The sequence below is a fragment of the Paraburkholderia dilworthii genome, from assembly GCF_000472525.1.
Taxonomy (GTDB): Bacteria; Pseudomonadota; Gammaproteobacteria; order Burkholderiales; family Burkholderiaceae; genus Paraburkholderia; species Paraburkholderia dilworthii.
This window is the reverse complement of record NZ_AWZT01000009.1, coordinates 40,083-63,070: the sequence shown is the minus strand read 5'-3', so window position 1 is coordinate 63,070 and position 22,988 is coordinate 40,083. Positions and strand designations below refer to the sequence as shown.

Here is a 22,988-nt window from a genome sequence, read left to right as displayed (position 1 = left end):
AGACACGAAAGCTCATACCATGACCTCGAAAAATCGTCGTGATTTTCTACGCTCCGCCGCGCACGCGGCCGGTTCCGCCACCGCGCTGAGCATGCTGCCGGTTGGCATTCGCAACGCGCTCGCCATTCCGGCCAACAACAAGACCGGCACGATTCGCGACGTCGAACACATCGTCGTGCTGATGCAGGAAAACCGCTCGTTCGACCATTACTTCGGTACGCTCAAGGGCGTACGCGGTTTTGGCGACACCCGCGCGATCAACCTGCCCAATGGCAAGCCGGTGTGGTATCAACCGCTCGCTGCCGACCTCGGCTACGTGCTGCCGTTTCGCCCGAGCGCGCCGAATCTCGGCCTGCAATTCCTGCAAGACCTCGCGCACGACTGGAACAGCACGCACGCCGCATGGAACGGCGGCCGCTACGATCAATGGGTGCCCGCCAAAAGCGCAACGACGATGGCCTACCTCACGCGCGAGGATATTCCGTTTCACTATCAGCTCGCCGACGCATTCACGATTTGCGACGCGTACCACTGCTCGCTGATGGGCCCGACCGACCCGAACCGCTATTACATGTGGACGGGCGGCGTAGGTAACGACGGAACCGGCGGCGGTCCGGTGATCGACAATTCGGAACTCGGCTACGGCTGGTCGACTTATCCGGAAGTGCTGCAAAACGCCGGTATTTCGTGGAAGATTTATCAGGACATCGGCACCGGCCTCGACGCAAACGGCTCCTGGGGCTGGACCCAGAACGCGTACATCGGCAACTATGGCGACAACTCGCTGCTCTACTTTAACCAGTACCGCAACGCGCAGCCCGGCAACCCCCTATATGACAACGCGCGCACCGGCACGAACGCGCTGAAGGGCGACGGCTACTTCGACATTCTCAAGCGCGATGTGCAGAACAACGCACTGCCGCAAGTCTCGTGGATCGTCGCGCCTGAAGCCTATTCGGAGCATCCGAACTGGCCGGCGAACTACGGCGCGTGGTACATCGACCAAGTCTTGCAGATCCTTACTTCGAATCCCGAGGTGTGGAGCAAGACGGTACTCCTGATCAATTACGACGAGAACGACGGCTTCTTCGATCACATGGTGCCGCCGTGCGCGCCGAGTTCGAGCGCGAACGGTCTCTCCACCGTCGATACCGTCAACGAAATCTATCCGGGCGATGCAAAGAACGTTGCCGCGCCGTACGGTCTCGGCCCGCGCGTGCCGATGCTTGTCGTCTCACCGTGGTCCAAGGGCGGCTACGTGTGCTCGCAAGTGTTCGACCATACGTCGGTGATCCGCTTTATCGAACAACGCTTCGGCCAACAGCACAATCTCAGCGAGCCGAACATCTCGCCGTGGCGGCGCGCCGTGTGCGGCGATCTGACGTCGGCCTTTAACTTCAGCAATCCGAACGACGCCTTCCCGACGTTGCCCAGTACAAGCGGCTATGTGCCAGCCGACCAGAACCGCCATCCGGACTACGTGCCGCTGCCGCCGGCGACACAGGCCGTCCCGCGCCAGGAGCCGGGCGTGCGCCCCGCTCGCGCGCTGCCGTATGAATTGTTCGCGCGCGTGCATGGCGAGGGCGCGGAAAAAACCTTGACCATGCGCTTCGTCAATACCGGCAGCGCGGGCGCAGTGTTTCTCGTCTATCGCGCGAACAGCTTGGAGGCACCGCGCACGTACACGGTCGAGGCGGGCAAGCGCTTGCAGGATCAGTTCCCGCTGAACGCGGACGGCACTTACGATTTCACCGTCCACGGCCCGAACGGATTCCTGCGCCGCTTCACCGGTCGGCCGATTGCGCGCAGCTGGTGGGACGGCTCGGATATCGCGCGCCCGGAAGTGCTCGAAGGTTATGACGTAGCGAACGGCAATCTGCAATTGCGCTTGGAAAACGTGGGCAGCGCGCATTGCAAGTTCACGATCGTCAATGCGTACGACGCGAAGCACGCGATCAAACGCGTGGTGCGCGGCGGCGATACGGACGAGCTTTACCTCGACCTTCGCAACGCGCACGGCTGGTACGACCTGACGATTACCGTGGACACGGACCCGCTCTTCGCACGCCGTTTTGCGGGTCACGTGGAAACCGGCAAGAGCAGTATGAGCGATCCCGCGCTGGGTGCCTGAACGAGCGTCGATACCGACGCAGGGCAACGGCCGCTGCGATGAAAAGCAGCGGCCGTTTTTTTCCGCGAATGAATTCTCCTGCTTCAAGCGGTTGAATCGTCAGACGTATGGAACCATGGATTTCCGTGCAGCGTTGCGTGTAAACACGGACGCGCGCGCGTTCAAGTCTTTCTCAATGCGAGCCGTATACAGCGTATGAGGCGCCCGCCTCACCGACTACGATTCACTGCTCATCCGAAAGACTCCACCATGTTCTCCTCCATTCGCGCACGGATCGTTGCGCTGTGCGTCGCTATCGTCGTGGTTGCGCTTGCAACCAACGCGGTCCTTAATTATGTCGTCGCGAATTCGTATAACGCCGATGCCATCGACAGCAGCTTGACTGCGGTCGAGAGCGGTCATGCAGCCGGTATCAGCGACTGGGTCGCCGCCAACAGCCAGATGGTCGCCTCGCTGCAAGACGTGGTATTGCAACCCGACCCGTCGACAGCGCTCAAGCAGATTGCCGCCGCCGGCAAATTCACCAACGTATATGTCGGCTATGCGGACAAGACGGCAAAGTTTTCCGACCCGACCGGCATTCCCGCCGACTACGATCCGACCGGACGCCCTTGGTACAAGCAGGCAGCGGCAGCGGGCAAGCCGGTGGTGACGCCGCCTTATGTCGATGTCGGCACAGGCAAGCTGGTGGTCGCATTCGCCGCGCCCGTGGTGCGCGATGGCGCAGTCAAGGGCGTGGTGTCAGGCGACGTCGCGATGGACAGCGTCATCGCGAACGTGAAGTCGATCCATCCGACGCCCGCGAGCTTCGGCATGCTGATCGACGCAAGCGGCAATATCGTCGCGCATCCCGATGCAAAGCTCACGTTGAAACCGGTGTCCGATCTGGCGCCAGGCCTCGCGGGCGACAAGCTCGCCGCGCTCTTTGGCGCGCAACGTCCGGTGCAGATGGAGGTAAGCGGCAGCGCGAAGCTGTTGCGCGCGCAATCGATTCCGGGCACGGACTGGTACGTGGTCGTCGCGCTCGACAAGGCCGAGGCCACCGCCGGCATGCGTTCGCTGCTGACCGCGTCGGTCATCGCGCTGGTCGTGATCGCGGCCATTGCGGCGGCGATTGTTGCGGCGGTGACTGCTGTTTCGTTCCAGCGTCTGTCGAAAGTACGCGATGCAATGGACGATATCGGTTCCGGCGAAGGCGATCTGACGCAACGCCTGCCTGCCGTCGGCAACGACGAAGTCGCGCAGATCGCGCGTTCGTTCAACACGTTCATCGACAAACTGAGTCACGTCATGCGCCAGATTCGCGACGCGAGCGAATCGGTGCGCGTGGCCGCCAATGAAATCGCGGCGGGCAACGTCGATCTGTCGGGCCGCACCGAATCGGCTGCGGCGAGCTTGCAGCAAACCGCTGCGTCGATGGAAGAAATCACCTCGACGGTCACGCAATCGGCAAGCGCCGCGAAGCAGGCCGACACGACCGCGGTGTGCGCATCGCAGGTCGCTTCGCGCGGCGGCGTGGTGATCTCCGAAGTCATCACGACGATGGGCGAGATCGAACACGCGTCGGTGAAAATTTCCGACATCATCGGCGTGATCGACGGGATTGCTTTCCAAACCAATATCCTCGCGCTGAACGCCGCGGTGGAAGCCGCGCGCGCCGGCGAACAGGGCCGCGGCTTCGCGGTCGTGGCAGGCGAAGTGCGCAGCCTCGCGCAGCGCAGCGCGCAAGCCGCGAAAGAAATCAAGGCGCTGATCGAAGCCACCGTCGCGAGCGTGAGTTCGGGTTCGGGCCAGGTCCGCCAGGCTGGCGAAACGATGACGGAGATCGTCAGCAACGTCGCCAACGTGACAACGATCATTTCCGAAATTACGCAGGCCGCCAACGAGCAGACACGCGGCATCCAGGAGGTGAACCGCGCGGTGAGCCAGTTGGATGAAATGGTTCAGCAGAACGCTGCGCTAGTCGAACAGTCGACGGCAGCCGCCGCCGCATTGCAATCGCAGGCGGTGAGTCTCGCGAGCGCAGTCACGCATTTCAAACTGGACTAGGCGATACGAAAAAACCGCTGGCGCGGGCTCATGACTCGAAGTCGAGCCCGCCGATCAGTGCCACCGGCTCGGCCTGCGTATGCGAAAGAAAATCGAGTTCGCGCGCGTGACGCCACGCCGCGAGCTTGCGAGGCAGCGCGGCCAGATAGCGAGCGAAGCGCGCCTGCCCTTCGTCTTGCATGAGCCGCTCGATCTCGTCGCTATCCCACGTCAGATATAAATTCAGCGGATGCGCGTAATGGGCGATGTGCTCGAGCGGCGCCGCGTGAATGTGCAAGCGCGTGGGATGCCCAGGGCCTTCATACGGCAGCACTTCCGTGTGCACCGTAGTAGCGAAGCACGCGGCGATGGCCTCGGCAATGCGAGGCGCGAACTCCTTATCGAAACGGGCGGCATTCTCTGGACGCATCTGAATCTCCGACATGCAGCGCGACGAGCGAAGCATCGTAGCATGTAGCACGCGGCCTGCTGCAAGCGCCTCCGTCGGCCCCGTCTATCCCGCGCGCCTCGCTTTGTGCGCGCGATTGCCGCGCCGGCGAACCAGATAACCGACGAGCGCAGCAAGCGCGGCCGTCGCTGCATAACCTCCAAGACGAATGGCTTGTTCGGTCGGCAAACGCGCGATCAGCATCGCGACAATGATACTTACGAGCACGACGAGAAATGCGATTGTCCACTTCATTCCGGTCTCCGCTGATGTTCGTGGCGTACTGCTCGACGGCGCGTAGGCGCTCTTTTTTCACAGCATACTCGCGGCAGCTACGTGCCGGGCAATTACGTTGGGCCGCAAACGCGCCGGTCAAACAGCGCTGCGTCTTCCGCTTGCGCTCGCCTGCTCCAGAATGAACTCGATGAAGGTCGCCGCCGCGCGAGTGTGGTGCCGGTTCGGCATGTAAAGCATGTACATGTTCGTGCCGAAGATGCTCAAGCGCCATTCGTCGAGCGTGGTCACGACGTCGCCGCGTTTCAGATCGTCTTGCACCACATAATCCGGCACGATGCCGACGCCCAATCCCGCCAGCACCGCCTGCCGCAAAAACAGAAAGTTTTCGGAGATGATCGCAGGTTCGAGCAGCACCTCGTGGCGTTCGTCGCGTAGATACGCGGCCACGCGCAATTGACGCCCCACGACCGCCGCGGTGATCAACGGCGCGGTGCGCAGATCGTCGAGCTGAATCGGCATGCCGTGGTTTTCAGCGAACGCGCGCGATGCACACGCAACGTATCGGACCGGCCCCATGTCGCGCGCGACAAGATTTTGCGGCGGCTCGGACATTACGCGCACAGCAATGTCCACTTCGTCGCGCATCAAATCTTCAACGCGGTTTTCGAATAGCACATCGAGCACGATGCCCGGATAGCGGCGCTTGAACTCGATCAGCCACCCGGACATGACGAGTTGGCCATAACCGCTCGGCACGCTCAGCCGGACTCGCCCTTGCAGACTTTTCCCGAGTGTCGTCACGGACTCGCGCGCGGCCAGCAGCGCGTTCTGAATCGCGCGGCCATGCTCGTACAACTGCAGACCGATCTCGGTGGGCTCGACGCGGCGCGTGGTGCGCCGAACGAGTTGCAAACCGACTGAACGCTCAAGCTGGTTGAGGTGATAGCTGACGTTCGCGCGGCTCATCTTCAGGCGCCGGGCCGCCTCGCTCAGATTGCCCGCGTCGAGTATTTCAACCAGCAAGGTCAGCGAATTCACGTCCACAAAGGCGCCTTTGTCAAAGTTATTTTGACAGTCTGTCAACGCTTCATGTGATTGTCAATGAAGCTTGACCACTCCACAATCGGGGCAATTCGCGGGACGCCGCATGCCGCCAGCGCGCCCGGACAATCAGCCAGGAGACGACACGCCATGACCCTCACCACATTAACCGACGTCGTGACGCGCGAATTGCGCGGCAAGGTGCTGCTCGTGACGATCGATCACGCGCCCGTCAATGCGCTGTCGGCAGACGTGCGGCGGGGCCTGCTCGCCGCGATAGAAGCCGCCGATAGCGGACACTCCGTCGAAGCCGTGCTGATTGTCGGCGCGGGCCGCAACTTTATCGCCGGTGCCGATATTCGCGAGTTCGGCAAGCCGCCGGTGCCCCCGTCATTGCCGGACGTATGCAATCGCATTGAAGCGTGCACGAAACCGGTCGTTGCGGCGATTCACGGCGCGGCGCTCGGCGGCGGTCTCGAAGTGGCGCTCGCGGCGCATTACCGGATCGCCATCGACGGCGCGAAGCTCGGCTTGCCCGAAGTGCAACTCGGACTGCTGCCGGGCGCGGGCGGTACGCAGCGCACACCGCGTCTGATCGGCGCTCAGACCGCGCTCGATCTGATGCTGAGCGGCCGCCATGCCAGCGCACAGGAGGCGCTCGCGTTGGGACTGGTCGACCGGCTCGGCGGCAGCGAGGACATCCTCGCGGAAGGTTTGGCGTACGTCCATGAACTGCTTGCCGGGCACGCAGCAGTGCGGCGCACGCGTGACGCCGCTGCGTTGAGCGACCGCGCCGCGAGCCTCGCTATCGTCGCGGCGGCACGCGCTGAGGCCGCGAAAAAATCGCGTGGCCTGTTTTCACCGCTAAAGATCGTCGATGCAATCGAAGCCGCGATCACCCAACCTTTCGAAGAGGGCATGCGTCTTGAGCGCCAACTCTTTGTTCAATGCCTCGACAGTCCGCAGCGCGCGGGCCTCGTTCACGCGTTTTTTGCCGAGCGCGAAGTGCTGAAAGCGCCCGAAACGCGCGACGCGAGACCGCGCGCGCTGGACGCGATTGGCGTGGTGGGCGGCGGCACGATGGGCGCGGGCATTGCCGTCGCGGTGCTCGACGCGGGGCTGCCCGTGACGATGATTGAGCGCGACGCAGCATCGCTTTCACGGGGCCGGGCGCACATCGAAAAGGTCTACGACGGCCTGATCGCCAAGGGCCGCATGAGCGGGGAGAAAAAGGACCGGCTCATGGCGCGCTGGAGCGGCAGTACTTCGTACGATGCACTCGCCAATGCCGATCTCGTGATCGAAGCCGTGTTCGAAGATCTGTCGGTGAAGCAGGCCGTGTTTGCCGAACTCGATCGCGTCTGCAAGCCGGGCGCCGTGCTTGCAACCAACACGTCGTATCTGGACATCCACGCGATTGCGGCAAGCATTTCGCGCCCCGCCGATGTGATCGGTCTGCACTTCTTCTCGCCGGCCAACATCATGAAGCTGCTCGAAGTGGTCGTGCCGAAAGCGGTCAGCGCCGACGTGGTCGCCACCGCATTCGAGCTCGCGAAGAAGCTGCGCAAGACGCCGGTGCGCGCGGGCGTGTGCGACGGCTTTATCGGCAATCGCATTCTCGCCGTGTATCGCAGCGCCGCCGACGCGATGATGGAAGACGGCGCATCGCCGTATCAGATCGACGCCGCCGTACGCGCGTTCGGCTTCCCGATGGGGCCGTTCCAGGTGGTGGACCTCGCGGGCGGCGATATCGGCTGGGCCGCGCGCAAACGGCGCGCCGCCACGCGCAATCCGGCCGCCCGTTATGTGCAGATCGCAGACCGTTTGTGCGAGCGCGGCTGGTTCGGTCAGAAAACGGGCCGCGGATTTTATCTGTACCCCGAAGGATCGCGCAGTGGTCAGCCCGACCCGGAAGTCGAGGCGATCATCGACGCCGAGCGTGTGCGCGCCGGCATCACGCCGCGCAAGTTCTCCGACGAGGAGATCATTCGCCGCTACATGGCCGCGATGATCAACGAAGGCGCGAACGTCGTGCATGAACGGATCGCGCTGCGACCGCTCGACATCGACGTGACGTTTCTATACGGCTACGGCTTCCCGCGCTATCGCGGCGGCCCGATGAAATACGCTGATATGGTCGGTCTGCCGCGCATTCTCGCCGACATCCGCGAGTTTGCGAAAGAAGACCCGTTGTTCTGGCAAGCATCTCCGCTGCTGATCGACCTGGTCGAGCGAGGCGCGGATTTTGCGAGTCTCAACCAGACGGCGTGACGCGGCTCATTCTTCAGCGCAACCGTTGAACATCCACGAGGAACCGTCATGGATCTGAACTTCACACCCGAAGAAGAAGCCTTCCGCGCGGAGGTGCTCGCATTTCTGCGCGACAAACTTTCACCGCGCCTCGCCGACAAGGTGCATGGCGGCCGGCGCCTCACCCGCGACGACATGGCCGGATGGCATGCCATTCTGAACGAGCGCTGCTGGCTCGCGAATCACTGGCCGACAGAGTACGGCGGACCGGGCTGGACCGCGGTCCAGAAATTCATCTTCGAAAACGAATGTGCGCTGGCCGGCGCGCCACGCGTCGTGCCGTTCGGCGTCAACATGCTCGGCCCGGTGCTGATCAGATATGGTAACGAAGCGCAAAAACGTCACTGGCTGCCGCGCATCCTCGATGGTTCGGACTGGTGGTGTCAGGGCTACTCCGAACCCGGCGCGGGGTCCGATCTCGCTTCCGTCAAAACCACAGCGGCGCGCGGCGTCGACGCGGATGGCGAGCATTACATCGTGAACGGCCAGAAGACGTGGACCACGCTCGCCCACTACGCGAACATGATTTTTTGTCTCGTACGCACGGCGACCGACGTGCGCAAGCAGGAGGGCATCAGCTTCCTGTTGATCGATATGAAAACGCCGGGCGTGGAAGTGAGGCCGATCATGACCCTCGACGGCGAGCACGAAGTGAACGAAGTGTTTTTCACCGACGTGCGAGTGCCGGCCGCGAACCTGGTGGGTGAAGAGAATAAGGGCTGGACGTACGCCAAATATCTGCTGACGTATGAGCGGACGAATATCGCGGGCGTCGGTTTCTCGGTCGCGGCCTTCAACCGGCTGCGCAAGATCGCGGCGAAACAGTTGCGCAATGGCCGCCCGCTCGCAGAAGACCCTTCGTTCGCGGCGCGCATGGCGCGCGTCGAAATCGATCTGGAGAACATGAAAACCACCAACCTGCGTGTGATCGCGGCAGTAGCGGGCGGTGGCGTGCCGGGCGCCGAAAGCTCGATGCTGAAGATTCGCGGCACGGAGATTCGGCAGGAGATTTCGTCGCTCACGCGCCGCGCGATGGGAGCGTATGCGCAGCCGTTCGTCGAAGAAGCATTGCACGACGGTTATCAAGGCGCGCCGGTCGGTCCCGAGGAAGCAGCGAGCGCGGCTTCGCTCTATTTCAACAACCGCAAGCTGTCGATTTTCGGCGGCTCGAATGAAATCCAGAAGAACATCATTTCCAAAATGATCCTCGGACTGTAGGGGTGCATAACATGAATTTCCAGCATACCGAAGATCGCCGCATGCTTGCCGATACGCTGAACCGTTTCGTCAGCGAGCAATACGGCTTCGAGACACGCGACCGGATTGCCCGCTCGCCTCAAGGCTTCAGCAATGAATTGTGGAATCGTTTCGCAGAGCTAGGCATTATCGGCGCCCTCTTCGATGAAGCGAACGGCGGCTTCGGCGGTGGCGGATTCGATATCGCGGTGGTGTTCGAAAGCCTGGGCCGCGGCCTCGTGGTCGAGCCGTTCCTCGACACGCTGATAGTCGGTCAGGCCATTGCACGAAGCGGAAACGAAGTGCAGCGAGCGCTGCTGGGCGAGTTGATCGACGGCTCGCGCATCGCCGCGCTCGCGCATGGCGAACCCGGCGGTCACTACGAACTCTCACGCGTTACGACGCGCGCGCAACGCGACGGCCATGCGTGGCAACTGAACGGCGCGAAGGCGGTCGTGCAGCACGGCGAGCAGGCTGCCCTCTTCCTCGTGTCCGCGCGCACTGGCGGTGCCGACGATTCAGAAGAAGGCGTGGCGCTTTTTCTCGTGCCTCGCGATGTGGCGGGCGTCAGCGTGCGCGGTTATCCGAAGATCGACGGCGGACGTGCGGCAGAAGTCGCGTTCGACAACGTCACGCTCGGCGACGAAGCGCTGCTCGGAGCGCCAGTTGCCGGTTTCGCGACGCTCGAGTATGCGATTGCGTGCGGCGTGCTGGCGCTGTGTTCGGAAGCCGTCGGCGCAATGGACGTCGCCAAGGACTACACGCTCGAGTACCTGCGCACGCGAAAGCAGTTCGGCGTCGCGATCGGCAGCTTTCAGGCGCTGCAGCACAGAATGGCCGATATGCTGCTGGAGATTGAGCAGGCACGCTCAGCGGTAATCAATGCGGCGGCCGCGCTCGGTGAGCAACGCACGGCGCGGGAGCGCGCGGTGTCGGCGGCGAAGTACAGCATCGGCAGGATCGGCGCACTTGTCGCGCAGGAATGCATTCAACTGCACGGCGGCATTGGCATGACGTGGGAGTTGCCGCTCGCTCACTATGCGAAGCGGCTGGTGATGATCGACCATCAGCTAGGGGATGAGGATCATCATCTGGAGAGATTTGTGCGGTTGGGGCGTGAGTGACATACCCCCAACACGCGCTGAGAATGACGGGCCATGAAAGGGGACAAGGTGCAGATAGAATCGCAGCGATGCTGCTTCTGCCGGGCCAGGATGCACCTTGTCGACTATGCGCGTAGATGAGGCGAGGCCAGTGCTCGTCCCATCCACACCTTTTACTTTTTCTTCGCCACGCTACTCGGCGCGGAAGCCTTCGAGACCGGTGTCCTGAACAGATCGGTTCCGGGCGATGGCGACTTCTTGGGCTGTTTCGGCTTCTTCGCCTCTCGATTACTACGCAGTTGACCTTTTGCCATTTCACTCCCCCGTTTCGGCGGCCACGGAAGAGGCCGCTCGCCGTATCATTCTGGGCGCATTTCCGGTTACTGTCGCGATCTATTTAAGGGCAGGTCTCCGAGCCCGAAACTGGCAGACGAACCTGCTCGATGTGCAAACGCTTTGCATGCTGTCCGCCGCCGTTTGACGGCGGCTCCTGACTCGCGGTTATCTGACACGTCGCGGGGCGCCAGCAAGCTTTCCGGCTCCAATGCACCGCATTGAAATCGCTGCGCTTCTCGGCGGAGATCGAAATGCCGCAGCGAACGCCAAGGAGTCCGGCCACGAGTTAGCCCAGCGCGCATTCCAGCGGAACTGGCATTGCCGCGCTACGGCCGATCACGCAATGTCAAGCGTCGACGCGTCGGAAGTCTGACCCGACGACTCGGCGATCACCCTGTTCCGTCCCGCGCGCTTTGCAGCGTAGAGCAGATGATCGGCGCGGGCCAGCATCGTCGCGACTGCTTCGCCGGACCGGTAGCGCGCAATGCCGGCGCTTGTCGTCACGCGCAGCGTTGCATCGATCTGCTCGAAGCGCGAAGACTCCAGCACGGTGCGCAAGCGCTCGGCAATCCGGTATGCAAACGCTCCGTCGGCTGCCGGCAGCAGAAGTACGAACTCCTCGCCGCCGATCCGGCCCACCACGTCCTTGTCGCGCACCGCGGCGCGCAGGATTGCGCCGAACTCGCGTAGAACCGCATCGCCGGCCGCATGCCCGTAACGATCGTTGATGGATTTGAAGTTGTCGATGTCGAAAGCTATGAGTGCAAGCGGGTAGCTTTTCGTATCCGCGATGCGGTGTAGCGCGAGGCGTTCGAACGCGCGCCGGTTCAGCGTTTCTGTCAGCGAGTCGAAGTCCCGTTCGAGGACGAGCCGGTCGATTACATCCGACATTGCGACGGCCAGCAGCACGAGACCTAATACAGCGCCCATCAATGCGAGCGACAACTGCAGGAACACCCAGAAAATGGTTTGCCCGAAAGGCGCCGTGCTGCGAGGCAATGGCTGAAGGACCGTGAGCGGCGTCCTGATGAAAAAGCTGGCGCCGCAGATGACGAGCACCCAGAAAAGAATGCGGTTGATCGTGCGGCCATTGCAGCGTTTCCTGAACTGCGCGGCGCAAAATAACATTAACAATCCAGCGCTGAGATTGAGAATATAAATGCGCACGAGCAGATTCGGCGCCACGTAGGAAAAGTAATACATGCCTCCCATCACGAGCGTGAAGATTAACGCATGGGTAGTGAGGCGAAAGTGAAGCGCCGCTCTGCGCAGGATGCCCTCGGCTAGCAGTTGGGTGCTGGCCACGTAAAAGGCCGCCGATATTAGCGCGTTCAATCGCCATTCATCCGGCAAGTGCGCGATCTGCACTGCCGATCCAATTGCAAAAGCACCGAATGAAGCAGCGAGAGAGAGCAGATAGCGCAGCCGCTTGTCATACGCCCATGCGCACGCAAAGCTGAGCGAAAAGACAAGCGTGATGGCTGGAATGATGAGTTGTATGAGTTGGTTGGGCGTTATATGAGCGGGCATGTGGCTCTCTGCGCTGCGCTGCCGGCCCGGGCATAGGCGGGCCTGTAAACGGCGGTTTGGCACGGCATGTGTCGTCGCCACCCGCCATTGACGACTCACCTGACAATCGCCGTGGTTTCCCCGCACGGCCTGAGAATTGTACGCCAGGTGGGCAGAGAGGCTTTTGCGCGAGGCGGGTTCGCTCAGGCCGTGGGCAGTGCCACTGGGAATCCGGTGCGGTCGGCTGGTAGATCGCGCGGCTGGTAGCAGTCGCGGCTGGCCGCAGCACGCAGTGCTGTCGAGCCAAAGAAAAAGGCCTTACAAGCGATGCTTGTAAGGCCTTGATTTCTTGGTCGGGGCGAGAGGATTTGAACCTGGAATGTTCACAGGCCTGCCCAACGACTATTGCCGCTCTTGGTCTCGCAGCGCCGCCCCCGGTCGCCGTTCTTGACGCACGCGCGCCCTTCTTTGAAAAACGCCAGACATAAGCAAGCCACTCGAAAGAGTGGCTTGCTTTCTACATACATCGTTGCTGCAGCGGCACCTTCTTGTGAATGGCGCCCTCGCGCTGGACTCATTCGAGTTTGCTGTAAAATCCCTCGGCCAATTTCAGCGCCTTTGCGAAGCCCATCGAGGTAAAACAATGTCAGGAAAATTCACCAACTTGCTCCCTGGCGTGCCCAGCGTAGAAAGCCCATTCTTCAAGCAAATATTCTCGAACCCGTCTGTCGATGCGGAGACGTTGCGGGTCGCCACCGATCTCAACCGGGACGGTTACGCGGTCATAAAGTTTCCTGACGAAGACTTCGATGAGATTGCCGCCCGCATTAAGGCGAGCCTTCACGATCAGTATGACTGGGAAACATGGCGCACAAAATGGTATGACGCCAAAGTCGGACTGCGAGTTTTGGACGCTTGGCAGACCGACGAAAACGTCCGGCGGATTGCCACGAACGCGAAAGTAATCGAATTGTTATCGAAGCTTTTCGGCCGCCAGGCGTGGCCCTTCCAAACACTAAATTTTCCGGTCGGAACGCAGCAGCATATCCATTCGGATTCAATCCACTTCAGTTCCGTGCCCGAGCGTTTTATGTGTGGGGTGTGGACCGCGCTGGAAGATATTAGCGAAGATGCCGGTCCGCTTCTCTACTATCCCGGATCGCACAAATGGCCCGTGTATACTAACGAGCATATAGGTTACTGCGCGACTGAGCCTGTTACCGAAACGAACAAGATGGACTACGAGACGATGTGGGATGCATTGATCGAAGCCCACGGTGCAAAGCCTGCCATTTTCACCGCTAAAAAAGGCGAAAGCGTCATCTGGCTATCGAACCTGCTTCACGGCGGCCTTGAGCACAAAAACAAAGAAAAGACTCGCTGGTCTCAAGTTACGCACTACTACTTCGAAGGCTGCGCTTACTATCGTCCGTTCAGATCCGACCCATTCTATGGATCGATCTATTTTTCGAAAATGAATGACATGATTACGGGGGATCCGGTCAAGCAGAAGTATTGCGGCTTTGACATACCTCGCAGCTTCATCGATTCGTCGTTCAACAACTGCAGCGCGCAGAAAGCGGTTATCCCTCCCGACTTTGATCCGCAGCAGTACCTGCTCGCTAATCCCGATGTTTTCGAAGCCGGTGAAGACCCCGTCTTGCATTACAGGCTGCATGGGTGGCGCGAGGGACGCCGGCTACGACCAGACTGATACATAACAGCGACGGCTTAGGCGCTGCTGAGAGCGGCTCCGCTCGCCGGAGCTGCGTGCGCCACGCAAAAGAGCGCGCCAGTTGTCATGGGCGAACCCAGTTCAACGATCTGCGCGCGCTGGGCGCAACGAATGCGGCGAAGGCCGGCAAGGGTCGCGCGGAGATATAGCGCGACTCCCCCACACGACCGGAAAGACGACGGAAATTTACACAAGGAGGCTATTGCAGAGACGTCATCGCTCGGCTTGAAACTGCCGTGGTGACGCTCAGAGTATTAGACAAACGTCTAATACTCTGTCTAAAAAGCATGTACGAACGCACAGTGAGGCGGGGAAATGAAAAAGCCGCAACGCCTTACGGCGTGCGGCTTTGATCTTGGTCGGGGCGAGAGGATTTGAACCTCCGACCACCTGCACCCCATGCAGGTACGCTACCAGGCTGCGCTACGCCCCGAACAGCACAAAATTATAACAGACACTTCATTCGAAGAGAACCGCGCACACCAACAAAGCCACTAGCGATTCAACAGATCGATCACGTGCAGCAGTTCCTTGCGCAACTGCTCGACGTCGACGGCGACCGTTGTCGACGTCGGCGGGACGACGCCCTCGACCTGCTCGCCCGTTGTTCCAGTCGGCGCACCATGCGCACCGCCGCCATGTGAATCGAGGCGGTTGCGCGCACCGTTGATCGTAAAGCCCTGCTCGTAGAGCAACTCACGAATCCGCCGGATCAACAGCACCTCGTGATGCTGATAGTACCGGCGATTGCCGCGCCGCTTGACCGGCCTCAACTGCGTAAACTCCTGCTCCCAATAGCGCAGCACATGCGGCTTGACGCCGCATAGTTCGCTGACCTCACCAATCGTGAAGTAGCGTTTCGCCGGAATCGGAGGCAAGACGACTTTTTCCATCGTCGCTGTCATCGTCAGTTAGCCGTCGTGGTGGGTTGCGCAGGAACGCGCCAGTCGATCAGCGCGTGAAACTCGCTTCCGCGCCGTTCTCGACCAGAGCCTTCAGCTTTTGACTTGCATGGAACGTCACAACGCGACGCGCGGCAATAGGGATTGCCTCGCCGGTTTTCGGGTTTCTGCCGGGACGCTGCGGCTTGTCGCGCAACTGGAAGTTGCCGAAGCCCGACAGCTTCACACTGTCGCCGCTTTCGAGCGCATCCCGGATCACCTCGAAAAACGCTTCCACCATGTCTTTCGCTTCCCGCTTGTTGAGCCCGACATTGTCGAACAGCAACTCGGCAAGTTCCGCTTTGGTGAGCGTCGGCGTTTCAGTTGAAACGACGGCGGGTGATGTCGGAATTTCTCGAATCATGGCGCTGCGTTGCGCCGTAAGAAGGGCTTCGAAATCACTCGAGTTCATTTCATTCATATCTATCAAATGGCGCGCCATGCAGAAAACAGAGGATGCGGAAACAGCCGCGCAATTGTTAAATGCGGGTTATCCGCGCAACCGTGCGCCATACACTCGAGCCAGACGTTCCACCAGAGTCTGAATGGCCAGATCGACCGTTTCGTCCTGAAGGGTCCCGCCAGTATCTTGCAAGGTAACACGGAACGCAAGGCTTTTCTCGTGAGCCGCCAGACCACCGGAAGTGTTTGATTTTGGACGGAATTCGTCGAAAAGCGCAACCTTCTGAACGGTCTTGCAGGCGGGCTCTGACTGGGCCTTCTGGATCTCGTCCAGCAGCGCCTGCACCTCGATTTTCTGATCGACAACTACCGCGATATCACGACGCACCGGCGGGAATTTAGACACTTCCGACGGTGTGGGTAACATGCGTTGCATTAATGCGTCCGCTTCGACTTCAAACAGAATCGGCGCATGCGGTAAATCATATTTTTGCATCCAGCGCGGATGCAGTTCGCCAATCCAGCCGATCGCGCGGCCATTCAATTCAATGCGCGCGCTACGCCCCGGATGCAGCGCGGGATGCTCCGCTTTCACGAAACGCGCCACCGCCGGCGCGACCAGCGCCTCGACATCGGCCTTCACGTCGAAGTAATCGACTGTGCGCGCCGGTGCGCCCCACTGCTCCTCGAGCGCGGGACCGTAAGCGAGCCCGCCGATCATCTTCGGCTGCGCGAAGCCTTCGACCGTCAGCTCACCTGCCTTGATCGACGGATCGTGCAGGAACACGCGGCCAGCTTCGAACACGCGCACGCGGTCCGCCGCGCGCCGGTTCAGGTTCGTGCGCAACACGTGGACCAGGCTGCCGATCAGCGTCGTGCGCATGACCGACAACTGGCTTGCAATCGGGTTCAGCAAGCGCACCGGCTTGTCATTGCCGGCGAAGTCCTGCTCCCACTCGGCATCCACGAAACTGAAGTTCACCGTTTCCGCGTAATCGCGTGCCGCGAGCGCGTGGCGGATAGTGTGGATCGAGCGGCGCGTTTCGTTGGTCGCGCGCATTTCGCTCGTGGCGACCGGCGGGCGCGCCGGAATCTTTTCGAAGCCATAGATACGCGCGACTTCTTCGATCAGATCTTCTTCGATTTCGATGTCGAAGCGGTACGACGGCGGCATGACCGAGAAGGTGTCGCCATCGCGCTCGAACGTGAGACCGAGACGCGTGAAGATCTGCGCGATTTGATCCGCGTCGATCGCAATGCCGATGATGCGGTTCGCGCGCGACACGCGCATCTTCACGGGCTCCCGCTGCGGCACATTGACGATCTGGTCGTCCACGGGACCCGCCTCGCCGCCGCAAATGTCGAGGATCAGTTGCGTGATGCGCTCGATATGCTCGACCGTGGTCACATAGTCGACACCACGCTCGAAGCGATGGCCGGCGTCTGTCGAGAAGTTGTACTTGCGCGAGCGGCCGCGAATGCTGTCCGGCCACCAGAATGCCGCTTCGAGATAGATGTTGGCTGTGTCCAGCGTGACGGCCGTACTGTCGCCGCCCATGATGCCCGCAAGACTTTCAATGTGTTGCTCATCGGCGATCACGCCAACGGTCTCATCGAGCTCAACAGTGTTGCCGTTCAGCAGCTTCAGCATTTCACCCTTGCGCGCCCAACGCACGTCCATACCCCCGTGGATCTTATCCAGATCGAACACATGCGACGGACGGCCCAACTCCAGCATCACATAATTGGAAATATCGACGAGCGCGGAGATGCTGCGCTGACCCGAACGCTCCAGACGTTCGACCATCCATTGCGGCGACTTCGCACGCGCATTCACGCCGCGGATGACACGGCCGGAGAAACGGCCGCAGAGATCAGGCGCCGAGATCCGGACAGGCAGCGTCTCGCTCAGCTTGACTTCGACCGGTTTGATCTCGAGCGGACGCAACGGCGCGCCGGTGATCGCGGACGTTTCGCGTGCCACGCCGAACACAGACAAGCAGTCCGCCTTGTTCGGCGTCAGCTTGATTTCGAAAATGGTGTCGTCGAGATTGAGCGTTTCGCGGATGTCCTGGCCAATCGGCGTATCTTCCGGCAGGACCAGGAGGCCGCTATGATCTTCCGAGAGCTTCAGTTCGCGCGCCGAGCACAGCATGCCCTGACTTTCCACGCCACGCAGCTTGGAGAGTTTGATTGCGAACGGCGCGCCGCCCTCTTCGGCTGGCGGCAGTTGCGCGCCGACCAGCGCGACCGGCACCTTGATGCCAGGCGAGACGTTCGGCGCACCGCATACGATATTCAGCGTCGCGCCCGTGCCGGCGTCGACCTGGCAGACGTTGAGCTTGTCCGCATCCGGGTGCTTGACGACTTCCAGCACCTGACCGACTACGATCTTGGAGGTCGGCGGCGCAGCCGGTCGCAGGTCTTCCACTTCGAGACCCGCCATCGTCAATGCGTGCGACAGCTCGTCCGTCGTCAGTTGCGGATCGACAAAGGTTCTCAGCCAGGATTCCGGGAATTGCATGGTTCTGTGTACGTTCTGATCGGGTTAGGTCCGCGTGAGGCAGATGCTTCGCGCAACTCGGTGTTCGGGGAAATCGCCAGTTGCCATGAGTTAACGCAAGTCATTGCCAGTCACTGCCGGGACGCTGTGGCGGCATGCACTGCGTGCATTGCCGCGCTCTATGCTTGTCGTGCCATGCGCGCTCGTTCAGGCGAATTGACGCAGGAAACGCAAATCGTTTTCGAAGAAGAGACGCAGGTCTTGCACGCCGTAGCGCAACATGGTGAGCCGCTCGAGGCCACTGCCAAAAGCGAAGCCAATGTAGCGCTCCGGGTCGAGGCCCATATTGCGGATCACAGTAGGGTGGACCTGGCCCGAGCCCGAAATTTCGAGCCACTTGCCGGCGTTCTTGCCCGTTTCGAACAGCATATCGATCTCAGCCGACGGTTCGGTGAACGGAAAATACGACGGACGGAAACGCACGAGAATATCGTCGCGTTCGAAGAATTTTTTGAGGAAGTCGGTGTAGACACCCTTCAGATCAGCGAAGCTGATGTTCTCATCGATCCACAGGCCTTCGACCTGATTGAACATCGGCGAGTGAGTCGCGTCACTGTCCACGCGGTAGGTGCGGCCCGGCACGATCACCTTGATCGGCGGTGTGTTGGTGCGCGCGTAACGCACCTGCATCGGGCTCGTATGCGTGCGCAGCAGCAGTTGACGGCCGTCGGCATCTTTGCCGTCGACGTAGAAAGTGTCCTGCATTGAACGCGCCGGATGATTTTCCGGGCTGTTCAGCGAAGTGAAGTTGTACCAGTCGGTCTCGATTTCGGGGCCGTCGGCCACGTCGAATCCAATGCTGCCAAAAATCTGTTCCACGCGCTCCCACGTGCGCATCACCGGGTGCAGGCTGCCTGCATGGGCGCCGCGTCCTGGCAGTGTGACGTCGATCGCTTCGGCGGCGAGACGCTGATTCAGCAACGCGTCGGCCAGCGCCTGGCGGCGCGCCGTCAGGGCGACTTCAACCTGTTGCTTGACGAGGTTGATCCGTGCGCCTTCGCTCTTGCGCGTTTCGGGATCGAGTTTGCCGAGGCCCTTCAACAGTTCCGTCAGCACACCCGATTTGCCGAGAAAGCGTGCTTTCTCGTTCTCGAGGGTGGTGACGTCGGAGGCTTCTGCGAAGGCTTTTTGCGCGTCGGCGACAATCTGGTCCAGGTCCATTGATCCCATCATTTCAACGTCAGTGTTCAATCGAAGCAAAACTGGTTCTAGCAACAAAAACGGGGCTCGGTGAGGAGCCCCGTTTTTGTTGCAGCGTCACCGAGACTACCGGATATTCGCTGCAACGAACCACGCAGTGTTAATTGCCAGAAGCGCAATCAGGCTGCAACGGCGGCTTTCACCTGCTGAACGATCGCAGCAAAAGCAGCCTTGTCGAACACAGCCATGTCGGCCAGCACCTTGCGGTCGAGTTCGATCGAAGCCTTCTTCAGGCCGTTGATGAACACGCTGTACGTCATGTCGTGCTGACGCACCGCCGCGTTGATACGCGTGATCCACAATGCACGGAACACACGCTTCTTGTTGCGGCGATCGCGGTAGGCGTACTGGCCTGCGCGCATGACCGCCTGCTTGGCGATGCGATAGACGTTATTGCGACGGCCGCGGTAACCCTTGGCCAGCTTGATGATCTTCTTGTGACGGGCCCGTGCGGTAACCCCACGTTTTACTCGAGGCATGTTTCGCTCCTATGAGTTTCGGTTAAGGGTTAGGCGAACGGCAGCATTGCGCGCACGGAGTTCAGATCGGAATCATGAACTGCCGTCGAACCGCGCAGATGGCGTTTGTTCTTGGTGGTTTTCTTGGTAAGAATGTGGCGCTTGAAGGCTTGACCGCGCTTAACGGTACCGCCCGGACGCACCACGAAGCGCTTTGCAGCACTCTTCTTGGTCTTCATCTTCGGCATGACAACTCCATTATTAGATGGACATGGGTGTGCGGTCGGCCAGATGGCCATTACCCGCCCTTCGAAACCCATTCCACTTGGTATGCAGACCGCCTATACCGCCGGCAGCCGCTTTTCGGAACGGCGCGCATTTGCACAAGCGCCGCTCCGAAATCTGCTGATGCCGCCCCGGACACCCGGCGCGACATCGTCCAACCTTTCACAACCAGAACACGCGCCACATGGCGCGTCGCCGCTCTGACCGCTTACTTCTTTTTCTTCGGAGCAAGCACCATGATCATCTGGCGCCCTTCCATTTTCGGCATTTGCTCGACCTGACCGACTTCGTCGAGGTCGGTGCGCAGGCGTTCGAGCATGCGCATACCGATTTCCTGGTGAGCCATTTCGCGGCCACGGAAACGCAACGTGATTTTCGTCTTGTCGCCGTCTTCGAGGAAGCGAATGAGGTTGCGCAGCTTGACGTTGTAGTCACCGTCGTCAGTGCCCGGACGGAATTTAACTTCCTTGACCTGAACGATCTTCTGCTTGAGCTTGGCCTCGTGCTGCTTCTTCGCTTCCGAGTACTTGAACTTGCCGTAGTCCATCAAGCGGCAAACCGGCGGAACCGCTTGCGGCGCGATTTCGACCAGATCCACGTCTTGCTGTTCCGACATGCGGAACGCATCAGCGAGTTTCACGATGCCGAGCGGTTCGTTCTCGACTCCGACCAGACGCACCTCGGGTGCCGTAATTTCACCGTTGATGCGGTGCGCAGACTTATCAGTAGCGATGTTACGTTTCCTCTAAAAATTAAAAAAACGAGCCGGGCTGCCAAGTGGCTCAGTTGAACGACTGCACGTTCTGGCGCAGACGCTCAATGAAGGAATCGACAGGCATCACGCCAAGGTCGACACCACCACGGGCACGCACGGCTACCGTTTGGGCTTCACGCTCCTTGTCGCCGACCACAAGCAGGTACGGCACCTTCTCAAGCGTGTGCTCGCGTATTTTATAGCTAATCTTCTCGTTGCGCAAATCGGCCTCTACTCTAACCCCTTGTTTTTGCAACGATTGGGCTAGAGACTGTGCGTATTCGACCTGACTTTCGGCGATATTCATCACCACCACCTGCATCGGCGCGAGCCAGGCAGGCATTGCACCAGCGTGGTGCTCGATCAGAATACCAAGAAAACGCTCCATAGATCCGACGATTGCCCGGTGCAGCATGATCGGACGGCGACGGCTGTTGTCTTCCGCGACGTACTCCGCGCCCAGACGCTCCGGCAGCACCATATCGAGTTGCAACGTGCCGCACTGCCACGAGCGGCCGAGCGCGTCCTTGATGTGATATTCGACCTTCGGGCCGTAAAACGCACCCTCGCCCGCCAGTTCTTCCCACGTCACGCCGCAAGCCGTCAACGCTTCGCGCAGGCCCTGCTCCGCACGGTCCCACGTTTCGTCCGTGCCGGCACGGGCGTCGGGGCGCAGCGACAGCTTGATGTCGACGTTGTCGAAACCGAAATCGCGGTACACGCTCATCGCCAGCGTGTTGAATGCAATCGACTCGCTGATGAACTGCTCTTCGGTACAGAAAATATGTGCGTCGTCCTGCACGAAACCACGCACACGCATCAACCCATGCAGCGCGCCCGACGACTCGTTGCGGTGGCACGAGCCGAACTCCGCGTAACGCAGCGGCAGATCGCGATACGAACGCAAACCGTGGTTGAACACCTGCACGTGACCAGGGCAGTTCATCGGCTTGATCGCGTAATCGCGCTTTTCCGATTCCGTCGTGAACATGTTTTCACGATAGTTCTGCCAGTGACCCGACGCTTCCCACAGCGAACGGTCCATGATCATCGGCGTCTTGATCTCGAGGTAGCCGGCGTCGTTCACACGGCGGCGCATGTACTGCTCCACCTGCTGCCACAACGTCCAGCCGCGCGGATGCCAGAACACCATGCCCGGCGACTCGTCCTGCATGTGGAACAGATCGAGTTGCTTGCCGAGTTTGCGGTGATCGCGCTTCTCCGCCTCTTCGAGCATGTGCAGATACGCGTCCTGATCTTCCTTCTTCGTCCAGGCCGTACCGTAGATACGCTGCAACTGCTCGTTCTTCGAATCGCCGCGCCAATAGGCGCCGGCTAGCTTCATCAGCTTGAAGACCTTGAGCTTGCCCGTGGACGGCACGTGCGGACCACGGCACAGATCGGTGAAGCCGCCGTGCGAATACAGCTTGATCTCGTCGGTAGCGGGAATCGATTCGATGATCTCCGCCTTGTACTTCTCGCCGATGCTCTTGAAGTAGCCCACCGCTTCGTCGCGCGACACCACGCGGCGCGAGACCGGCTCATCTTTCTTCGCAAGCTCCTGCATGCGCTTTTCGATCTTCTCGAGATCTTCGGGCGTGAAGGGACGGCTGTACGCGAAGTCGTAATAGAAGCCATTGTCGATCACCGGACCGATCGTGACCTGCGCTTCGGGATACAAGTCCTTCACCGCGTACGCGAGCAAGTGCGCCGTGGAGTGGCGAATGATATCCAGACCGTCTGCGTCTTTTTCGGTGACGATGGCAAGCGCCACGTCGTGATCGATCAGCGTGGACGTATCCACCAGCTCACCGTCGATCTTGCCGCCGAGCGCGGCCTTCGCGAGGCCGGGGCCGATCGACGCGGCCACTTCGGCGACGGTCACCGGATGCTCGTACTGTCGAACAGAACCGTCAGGCAGACGTATCGAAACCATTGCGTTCTCCGTGGTGCCGACCGGCGGCGGCATATACAACCAGGTCAAAAAGTGCAAAAAAAATGCGGCCCCGCTTTCGAGGGGCCGCATTCACATTTCCTGCAAACTGCACTGGCGAAAGTGGTCCTCGACTAGCGTCGTTCCGAAGTGGTTTCGGTCAACGTTCGCGGTGTCATAACCGTATTCGCCTTTTGCGCCACAGGCGCTTACTGCAGTTTGCGAAACCCCGGCAATGCCGGAATTTCTCTTTCGTTGGTAGGCTCGATTGGACTCGAACCAACGACCCCCACCATGTCAAGGTGGTGCTCTAACCAGCTGAGCTACGAGCCTGAAGA

The 22,988-nt window shown here is 60.5% G+C and carries 18 protein-coding genes and 2 tRNA genes; 6 read left to right on the top strand and 14 right to left on the bottom strand.

All coding sequences use genetic code 11. The features are described 5' to 3' along the window. Positions 1 to 19 precede the first annotated feature (19 nt). Positions 20 to 2,131 (top strand): phosphocholine-specific phospholipase C, encoded by a 2,112-nt coding sequence (locus tag F759_RS0110860; RefSeq protein ID WP_027799868.1) that lies wholly within the window; start codon positions 20 to 22, stop codon positions 2,129 to 2,131. A 249-nt stretch (positions 2,132 to 2,380) separates the two neighbouring features. Then, on the top strand, positions 2,381 to 4,180 hold the full coding sequence (locus tag F759_RS0110855; RefSeq protein WP_027799867.1) for a methyl-accepting chemotaxis protein: 1,800 nt from the start codon (positions 2,381 to 2,383) through the stop codon (positions 4,178 to 4,180). 28 nt (positions 4,181 to 4,208) lie between these two features. On the opposite strand, the gene F759_RS0110850 is transcribed toward F759_RS0110855, so the two are convergent. From F759_RS0110850 to F759_RS0110840, 3 genes are all read right to left on the bottom strand, one after another. Then, complete coding sequence (locus tag F759_RS0110850; protein ID WP_027799866.1) at positions 4,209 to 4,589, bottom strand: DUF5594 family protein; 381 nt, start codon at positions 4,587 to 4,589, stop codon at positions 4,209 to 4,211. Positions 4,590 to 4,673: 84 nt separating this feature from the next. Further along, the gene (locus F759_RS0110845) at positions 4,674 to 4,862 is read right to left on the bottom strand and encodes a hypothetical protein (RefSeq protein WP_027799865.1); all 189 of its coding nucleotides are present in this window, start codon (positions 4,860 to 4,862) and stop codon (positions 4,674 to 4,676) included. A gap of 117 nt (positions 4,863 to 4,979) precedes the next feature. After that, complete coding sequence (locus F759_RS0110840) at positions 4,980 to 5,888, bottom strand: LysR family transcriptional regulator (RefSeq protein ID WP_027799864.1); 909 nt, start codon at positions 5,886 to 5,888, stop codon at positions 4,980 to 4,982. A 147-nt stretch (positions 5,889 to 6,035) separates the two neighbouring features. Here F759_RS0110840 and F759_RS0110835 point away from each other — a divergent pair, with 147 nt between their 5' ends. The 3 genes from F759_RS0110835 to F759_RS0110825 are packed head-to-tail and all read left to right on the top strand — an operon-like array spanning position 6,036 to position 10,555. Next, positions 6,036 to 8,156 (top strand): 3-hydroxyacyl-CoA dehydrogenase NAD-binding domain-containing protein, encoded by a 2,121-nt coding sequence (locus tag F759_RS0110835; RefSeq protein WP_027799863.1) that lies wholly within the window; start codon positions 6,036 to 6,038, stop codon positions 8,154 to 8,156. 48 nt (positions 8,157 to 8,204) lie between these two features. Continuing rightward, positions 8,205 to 9,413 (top strand): acyl-CoA dehydrogenase family protein, encoded by a 1,209-nt coding sequence (locus F759_RS0110830; protein WP_027799862.1) that lies wholly within the window; start codon positions 8,205 to 8,207, stop codon positions 9,411 to 9,413. Positions 9,414 to 9,424: 11 nt separating this feature from the next. After that, positions 9,425 to 10,555, top strand: coding sequence for an acyl-CoA dehydrogenase family protein (locus F759_RS0110825; protein WP_027799861.1), 1,131 nt, complete (start codon positions 9,425 to 9,427; stop codon positions 10,553 to 10,555). Between the two features lie 651 nt (positions 10,556 to 11,206). Here F759_RS0110825 and F759_RS0110820 read toward each other — a convergent pair. Beyond that, the gene (locus F759_RS0110820; RefSeq protein ID WP_027799860.1) at positions 11,207 to 12,400 is read right to left on the bottom strand and encodes a GGDEF domain-containing protein; all 1,194 of its coding nucleotides are present in this window, start codon (positions 12,398 to 12,400) and stop codon (positions 11,207 to 11,209) included. A 622-nt stretch (positions 12,401 to 13,022) separates the two neighbouring features. Here F759_RS0110820 and F759_RS0110815 point away from each other — a divergent pair. Next, positions 13,023 to 14,093: a phytanoyl-CoA dioxygenase family protein gene (locus F759_RS0110815; protein ID WP_027799859.1), complete on the top strand. Its 1,071-nt coding sequence runs from the start codon at positions 13,023 to 13,025 to the stop codon at positions 14,091 to 14,093. A gap of 377 nt (positions 14,094 to 14,470) precedes the next feature. Here F759_RS0110815 and F759_RS0110810 read toward each other — a convergent pair. The 10 genes from F759_RS0110810 to F759_RS0110765 form a co-directional block, all read right to left on the bottom strand. Next, positions 14,471 to 14,547, bottom strand: a tRNA-Pro gene (locus F759_RS0110810). A 61-nt stretch (positions 14,548 to 14,608) separates the two neighbouring features. Beyond that, positions 14,609 to 15,019, bottom strand: coding sequence for a MerR family transcriptional regulator (locus tag F759_RS0110805; RefSeq protein ID WP_027799858.1), 411 nt, complete (start codon positions 15,017 to 15,019; stop codon positions 14,609 to 14,611). Between the two features lie 46 nt (positions 15,020 to 15,065). Continuing rightward, on the bottom strand, positions 15,066 to 15,476 hold the full coding sequence (locus F759_RS0110800; RefSeq protein ID WP_012433735.1) for an integration host factor subunit alpha: 411 nt from the start codon (positions 15,474 to 15,476) through the stop codon (positions 15,066 to 15,068). A 69-nt stretch (positions 15,477 to 15,545) separates the two neighbouring features. Next, the gene (pheT, locus tag F759_RS0110795) at positions 15,546 to 17,981 is read right to left on the bottom strand and encodes a phenylalanine--tRNA ligase subunit beta (RefSeq protein ID WP_027799857.1); all 2,436 of its coding nucleotides are present in this window, start codon (positions 17,979 to 17,981) and stop codon (positions 15,546 to 15,548) included. A 186-nt stretch (positions 17,982 to 18,167) separates the two neighbouring features. Continuing rightward, positions 18,168 to 19,181, bottom strand: coding sequence for a phenylalanine--tRNA ligase subunit alpha (gene pheS / locus F759_RS0110790; protein WP_027799856.1), 1,014 nt, complete (start codon positions 19,179 to 19,181; stop codon positions 18,168 to 18,170). A 158-nt stretch (positions 19,182 to 19,339) separates the two neighbouring features. Continuing rightward, positions 19,340 to 19,699 carry a 50S ribosomal protein L20 gene (rplT, locus tag F759_RS0110785; protein ID WP_006052502.1) on the bottom strand — a complete coding sequence of 120 codons (360 nt, stop codon included), beginning with the start codon at positions 19,697 to 19,699 and terminating at the stop codon, positions 19,340 to 19,342. 29 nt (positions 19,700 to 19,728) lie between these two features. Continuing rightward, the gene (gene rpmI, locus F759_RS0110780) at positions 19,729 to 19,926 is read right to left on the bottom strand and encodes a 50S ribosomal protein L35 (RefSeq protein ID WP_006052501.1); all 198 of its coding nucleotides are present in this window, start codon (positions 19,924 to 19,926) and stop codon (positions 19,729 to 19,731) included. Between the two features lie 245 nt (positions 19,927 to 20,171). Then, positions 20,172 to 20,696 carry a translation initiation factor IF-3 gene (infC, locus tag F759_RS0110775; RefSeq protein ID WP_081435533.1) on the bottom strand — a complete coding sequence of 175 codons (525 nt, stop codon included), beginning with the start codon at positions 20,694 to 20,696 and terminating at the stop codon, positions 20,172 to 20,174. A 49-nt stretch (positions 20,697 to 20,745) separates the two neighbouring features. Continuing rightward, positions 20,746 to 22,653: a threonine--tRNA ligase gene (gene thrS / locus F759_RS0110770; protein ID WP_027799855.1), complete on the bottom strand. Its 1,908-nt coding sequence runs from the start codon at positions 22,651 to 22,653 to the stop codon at positions 20,746 to 20,748. 253 nt (positions 22,654 to 22,906) lie between these two features. Then, positions 22,907 to 22,983, bottom strand: a tRNA-Val gene (locus F759_RS0110765). Between the last annotated feature and the right edge of the window lie 5 nt (positions 22,984 to 22,988).